At 34.6% G+C, this 6,529-nt stretch carries 4 protein-coding genes; all 4 read left to right on the forward strand.

Annotated elements, in window-relative coordinates:
* Positions 1-179: 179 nt before the first annotated feature.
* The 4 genes from VFM92_RS05665 (at position 180) to VFM92_RS05680 (ending at position 6,270) form a co-directional block, all read left to right on the forward strand.
* Positions 180-419 carry a hypothetical protein gene (locus VFM92_RS05665; RefSeq protein ID WP_325121226.1) on the forward strand — a complete coding sequence of 80 codons (240 nt, stop codon included), beginning with the start codon at positions 180-182 and terminating at the stop codon, positions 417-419.
* A gap of 44 nt (positions 420-463) precedes the next feature.
* On the forward strand, positions 464-2,494 hold the full coding sequence (locus tag VFM92_RS05670) for a helix-hairpin-helix domain-containing protein (RefSeq protein ID WP_325121227.1): 2,031 nt from the start codon (positions 464-466) through the stop codon (positions 2,492-2,494).
* Between the two features lie 76 nt (positions 2,495-2,570).
* A complete protein-coding gene (locus tag VFM92_RS05675) occupies positions 2,571-3,296 on the forward strand; it encodes a hypothetical protein (protein WP_325121228.1) in 726 nt (241 codons plus the stop codon).
* Positions 3,297-3,504: 208 nt separating this feature from the next.
* Positions 3,505-6,270 (forward strand): WD40/YVTN/BNR-like repeat-containing protein, encoded by a 2,766-nt coding sequence (locus tag VFM92_RS05680; RefSeq protein ID WP_325121229.1) that lies wholly within the window; start codon positions 3,505-3,507, stop codon positions 6,268-6,270.
* Positions 6,271-6,529 lie beyond the last annotated feature (259 nt).

Below are 6,529 nucleotides of genomic sequence, written 5' to 3' on the forward strand. Positions count from 1 at the left end.
TCTTGATAATTCTTTCTTCCTTGCATGGCAAAATATAGCAAATAAAATAGACTTATACAACTGATAGTCAGATGTTTATATAGTATATATATATATATACTAAGTCTAAATTACACTACATTTGAGTTGTGCAACAGCCACTTAAGCTTGGTGTTAGCTATCGACCAAGAGATTATTTTATGCTCAACACAGAAATAGAAAAAGATATCCTCAGACCAGCTGTCGTGAAGTTTGGAGCAGAATATAATTTCTTAGAAAAATTTTATTTGAGAACAGGTGTTAATAGCGGTTCTTTTCAATCCTTTTATGGATTTGGTTTTAAGTACTTAAGTTTTCAGTGGGATTATGCGCTAAGCAATCATGCGGAATTAGGTTTTTCTCATAGTCTTTCAATGCACTATAAATTGAGGAAGAAATGAGGATTAGATATTTGATTTTTCTATACTTAATTATGGCATTTTTAATGCCTTTTGTTACATATTCACAGGAGCAAGATTTTGATTTAGAGGATTTTATTGAACGAAATTTTTCAGTTCAGGATGAAAACACTAATTATGAAGATATTTACGAATCTTTATTTCAGCTTTATCAAACTCCTGTCAATTTGAATAAAGCCTCTCGGCAAGATTTGCAGTCGCTATTAATGCTATCCAATATTCAAATCAATAATTTTTTAAATCACAGAGCTAAAAATGGAGATTTACTAAGTATTTATGAATTGCAATCTATAGCAGAATTTAATCTTCAGACTATTTATGAAATTCTTCCATTTGTGACTGTGCGGGAAACTGGTTTGCAGGCTGATAATCGACCATTGTTGCAAAGGATATTAACTGAAAGAAACAATTATTTAATGGTAAGGTCAGATAGAACCTTAGAACAAAAGAGAGGGTATATTTCTACAGAAGAGCGAGAAAGACAGTATTTGGGAGATCCATATAGAGTCTATACTCGGTTTAGAGTAAAGCATACAGATGATTTCAGTATCGGTTTTACAACTGAAAAAGATGCAGGAGAGCAATTTAAATGGGACCCTACTCGTGATCAATATGGTATGGATTATTGGTCATTTCATTTCCAACTTGAGAATCAAGGACGACTTAAAAATATTGTGTGGGGGGATTATCAACTGCAATTTGGCCAATCCTTATTATTCGGAGCTGGTTTTGCGATTGGAAAGGGAAGTCAAACTGTTGCCACTGCCAGAAGAAGTAATTTGGGTGTTTTACCCTATACATCAGTTCTGGAGACTAATTTTTTGAGAGGGGTGGCTTCCACGATTGAATTGAACGAGTATTTCGATTTAACTACTTTTTACAGCTACAATCCAATTAACGGAAATGTAGATTTAGATTCAGCAAGAAGCGCAGAAGAATTTTTTACTTCAATTAGATTGACTGGTTTTCACAGGACTGAATCAGAGTTAGCTGGTAAAAATGCGATAGAAGCACAGAATTTTGGAGGTAATCTATTATTTAACACTAAAAGAGAAAATTTAAATATTGGCATAAATTATATTCATACTATTTATGATAGGCCTTTTTTTCGTGATCCTAATAAATATAATCAATTCGAATTTAGTGGAACACAAAATCAAAATGTTGGGCTTTTTGCTAACTACTATTGGCGAAACTTCCATTTATTTGGAGAAAGTGCTATCAGTAGTTCCGGAGGAATTGGGGCTATTGGAGGATTTATAGCTTCTATTACGCCCAGTCTGCAAACCAGCTTTATTGTAAGGAATTATGATAGGGATTTTCATACCTTCTATGGAACTGCTTTCGGGGAAAGCACTAGAAATATTAATGAAAAAGGAGTGTATTGGGGTATAAAATTTCAGCCCTTTAAAAAGCTGACTTTTTCCGGATATTACGATCGTTTTAATTTTCCATGGTTGAGGTTTAGAGCAGATGGTCCTTCAAAAGGAAATGAATTTTTAGGGCGAATTTCCTATCGATTTAGCCGTGAAATAAATTTATATGCTCAGGCTAGGGTGGAAAATAAGGAACGAAATGTGGATAAGGAAGGTAATTCAAATCTGTACGGTTTAGCAAATGCAGAAAAAAGAAATTACATCATTAATTTAGATGTTCGTCCGAAAGGCATAATATCTCTTAAAACCAGAGCTCAGTTTAGTGAATTCCTGCTTCAAGGAGAGTATTCCAATGGAATGGCATTGATTCAGGATGTCAATTTTGATTTTGGCAGGTTTAGATTGAGCACGCGCTACTCTATTTTTGATACGGATAATTTTGAAAATAGACAGTATGTTTATGAAAAGGATGTTTTATATGCTTTTTCCATTCCTGCCTATCAGTACACAGGAAGTCGATCTTATGTTTTGCTACAATATAAGTTTTCGAAAAAATTACAAATCTGGGCCAGATACGCTCAATTTCGATATGTAGATAGATTTACAGTGGGTTCAGGAAATGAAGAGATTGATGGAAACACTAGGTCTGAAGTGAAAATCCAAATGATGGTGCGGTTTTAATTCATTAATAATTAAGGTCAAATAGAAAGGAAACGTTTTAATTCATTAATTTGTAATAATTATTAAAAACGATAAAATGCGTTCCAGATATCAAATATTGATATTTCTTGCTTCAGTTTTCTTTTCAGCTTGCAAATACACCACTTCCCCTGAAATGCTGGAAGGTAATTGGTATGTCTCTTCTGTAAAAGCAAATGGTCATGAAATGATTCATAAGTATTTGGATGCAAATACCCGTTATTTAATTTTCCTTGAAGAAGGTGTTTATCAAGTGGGTTTGTTAGATTCTGCCAGTGAGAAGAGTTGGAAGATTCATCCCGATAAAAATGAATTGATAATGAGGGAAGGTAGCCCTTTTAATGATATTACCGTATGGAAAATAAAAGCTTCTGATGAATTAATATATCTTATCGATAAACGTAATCATTTTAAAATTACACTTAACAGAAAACGTGAATTGCCTGAGGTGGTAATTGCCCATGAAAATGCGCTTATCGGGAAATGGGAGGTAGATAAAGTTACAGTCAATGGATTTAACAATACAGAAAAGTATGCTTTTCCAAATCGATGGATATTGCTTGCTGAAAATGGTAGGTTTTATAACGGAGCAGATAAAGGTGACCAAAATGTGGGTTTTTGGAAAGCAAATTCTACGCTAACGAAACTTGATTTTTTTGATGATAAAAAGTTAGAGGATGCTTTTATAACTTTTAATATTGAGAATAATAGCATTTGGTATGAAAAGCAAATTGCCAATAATAGTCAACCTCAGGTAAGAATTTATTTTAAAAAAGCGGAGTGATTTTTACATTATCCACGATTTTCTCCGATTATAAATTTTCAATAAGAAATTAGCCAAAATTATTCGATATTCGTCAAACACAAAATTTGATAAAAATGTAATTGACTTTAAAAGTCAATATTCGCATTTTATCTTACCAGGTAAAACTTAATTTACAGATTTTCTCAAGGGAATTCCCTAGGGTATTTATCATTTTAAAATACTTACTATGAAACAACTATTATTAGCATTTTCACTATTTATACTATCACCTTTTTTCTTGCTGAGTCAGGTGGAACCTACCAATGCGCAAGCTATTATGGAAGGTATCGAAAACAGGAAAAAGTTAGCGGAGTCGTCAAATTTAAAGGATTTTCCGGCTAGAAATGTAGGGCCTGTAATTCAAGGCGCAAGAATTGTAGATATTGCGGTTAACCAAAATAATACTAAAGAATTTTATATCGCTTACGCCTCTGGAGGGCTTTTTCAAACACAAAATAATGGCGTCAGTTTCGAGCCCATTTTTGATAATGTAGGAGCGCTTACCTTAGGCGATATCGCATTGGCACCCAGCGATGAAAACACCATATATGTAGGAACAGGTGAAAACAATTCCAGCAGAAGTAGTTATGCGGGTTCTGGAATATATAAATCTACAGATAAGGGTAAGAATTGGAAGCATATTGGTTTGCCTGGTAGTCATCACATTGGAAGAATTGTAGTGCATCCAGAAGACCCCAACACAGTTTGGGTAGCTTCTATGGGCGGTTTGTATTCTGATAATGAAGAAAGAGGAGTTTACAAATCCACAGATGGAGGAGAAAATTGGGAAAAGACACTTTACGTAGATGATAAAACAGGAGCGATAGATTTAATCATCCATCCTGAAAATCCTGATTTGTTATGGGCTAGCATGTGGGAGCGAAAAAGATATGCCTGGGACTTTGTAGGAAATGGTGAAGGCTCTGGAGTTTATATGTCAACAGATGGCGGTGAAAGTTGGAATCTATCCATGAAAGGAATGGAAGATGATGAATTTACAGGTAGAATAGGTTTAGACATCTCTCTTTCAAATCCAGATATTTTGTATGCTTTAATTGATTATCAAAAAGAAACTAAAAAGGAAAAAGAGGAAGAAGAAGGATTGACCCAAGCCGATTTCTTGGAGATGTCAGTTAAAGATTTTCTTAAATTAAACAATGAAGATTTAGATAAATATTTAAAGGATAATAATTTCCCTGAAAGATATAATGCAGTAAATGTTAAGAAAGATATTGAATCTGGAAGCTACAAGCCCGAAGCGCTTAGTAACTATTTAGGCGATGCTAATCAAGCCTTGTTCGATACCGATGTGAAAGGTTCAGTAGTCTACAAATCAGTGGACAGAGGAGCTACGTGGCAAAAAACACATGATTATGACCTTACTGGTGTTTATTACACTTATGGTTATTATTTTGGAGAGATAAGAGTAGCTACACAAAATCCTGAAATCATTTATGTGATGGGAGTTCCAATTGTGGTTTCTAGAGATGGTGGAAAAACTTTCAATAGAACGGATTCAGTAGGTGATGTACATGTGGATCATCATGCAATGTGGATTAATCCGGAAGATGAGGAGCACATTATGTTAGGAAATGATGGCGGACTTTACATTACGTATGACGGTGGTGCTACTTGGGATCATAAAAATAGCATGTCTGTAGGGCAATTTTATACTGTAAACGTGGATATGGAAAAACCCTATAATATTTATGGGGGATTACAGGATAACGGTACTATGGTGGGCAGTTCGCGAACAGTTCCCAATGTAAGAGGAAGATGGGAAAGTATTTTTGGAGGGGATGGTATGTTCGTAAGCGTTGATCCAAGAAATTCAGATATCGTTTATGTTGGCTATCAATTCGGAAACTATTATAGAATTAATAGAGAAAATGGACAGAGAACTTATATCACGCCAAAGCATAATATTGGAGAAGATAGATTAAGATTCAATTGGAGGACTCCAGTGGTGATGAGTCAGCATAATCCTGATATTATTTACATGGGAGCTCAGAAAGTATTTAGAAGCTTAAATCAAGGCGATAATTGGACTGCAATAACAGGTGATTTAACTAATGGGCCAAAAGAAGGAAATGTTCCTTTTGCTACCATTACTGAAATTGCTGAATCCCCATTGAAGTTCGGAACCGTTTACGTGGGGACTGATGATGGGAATGTTTGGTTAATGAAAGAAGGGCAGAGCATCCAAAAAATCAACAACAACCTTCCGGCAGATTTATGGGTGAGCAGTATTCATCCTTCTGAGCATGATGAGGCTACAGTTTATCTTTCCATGACTGGTTATAGAAATGACAATTTTGATAATTATGTATATAAAAGCACTGATTTTGGTAAAAACTGGCAGTCGATTGCTGGAGATTTACCGCAAGAATCTGTGAATGTGATATATGAAGATCCTAAAGTGGCGGGCTTGCTTTATATCGGAACTGATCATGGTTTATACACCAGCTTCAATGATGGAGAAAACTGGCAGCATATGGGAGCTATCCCAAATGTGGCGACTTACGACTTGATAGTTCATCCTAGAGATTTAGATTTAATTATAGGTACTCATGGCAGAAGTATTTATGTTACGGATGTAAAGCCATTACATAAAATCGCTCAAAATGAAGATGATAAATTAGTGACTTTTGATGTGGAAGACATTCGCTTTAGCAAAAACTGGGGCGAAAAGTCTCATCCTTACTCAAAAGCCTATTTACCAGAAATGGAAATAGCTCTTTTTCATAATTCAAATAAAAGCGCGGAAGTAAAAATAGAAGTATTGAATGAAGAAGGTGAAAGTTTAACCTCTTGGGAAGAAAAATTGTCCAAAGGCTACCAAAGCTTCACTTGGAATTGCAAAATCAAAGATAATTTCATTTCCAAAGGAAAATATGAATTGAAATTTACTTTAGGGAAAGAAGAGTATATAGAATCTTTTGAGGTGAAGTAACTATAAATTCTTAAGATAATGAAAAAATTGGAGTGAGGCATTCTTAGGAAAGACTTCACTCCATTTTTTATTTCTATTCATTTCATGCTTTGAATAGTGATATGGAATTTAGGATTTAACCACTAGCGCGCGTTGCGCAGCAAAACGCGTGCTTTCTGCTATATAGCACAACTCCTTTTTTGGAATGATACAATTGTAAAATAGAATTTGTTTTTATAAGTTCACTTATAAAAAAATAAAACCAAAACCATGTCAGAGA

The organism is Marivirga sp. (genome assembly GCF_035704835.1).
Classification (GTDB): Bacteria; Bacteroidota; Bacteroidia; order Cytophagales; family Cyclobacteriaceae; genus Marivirga.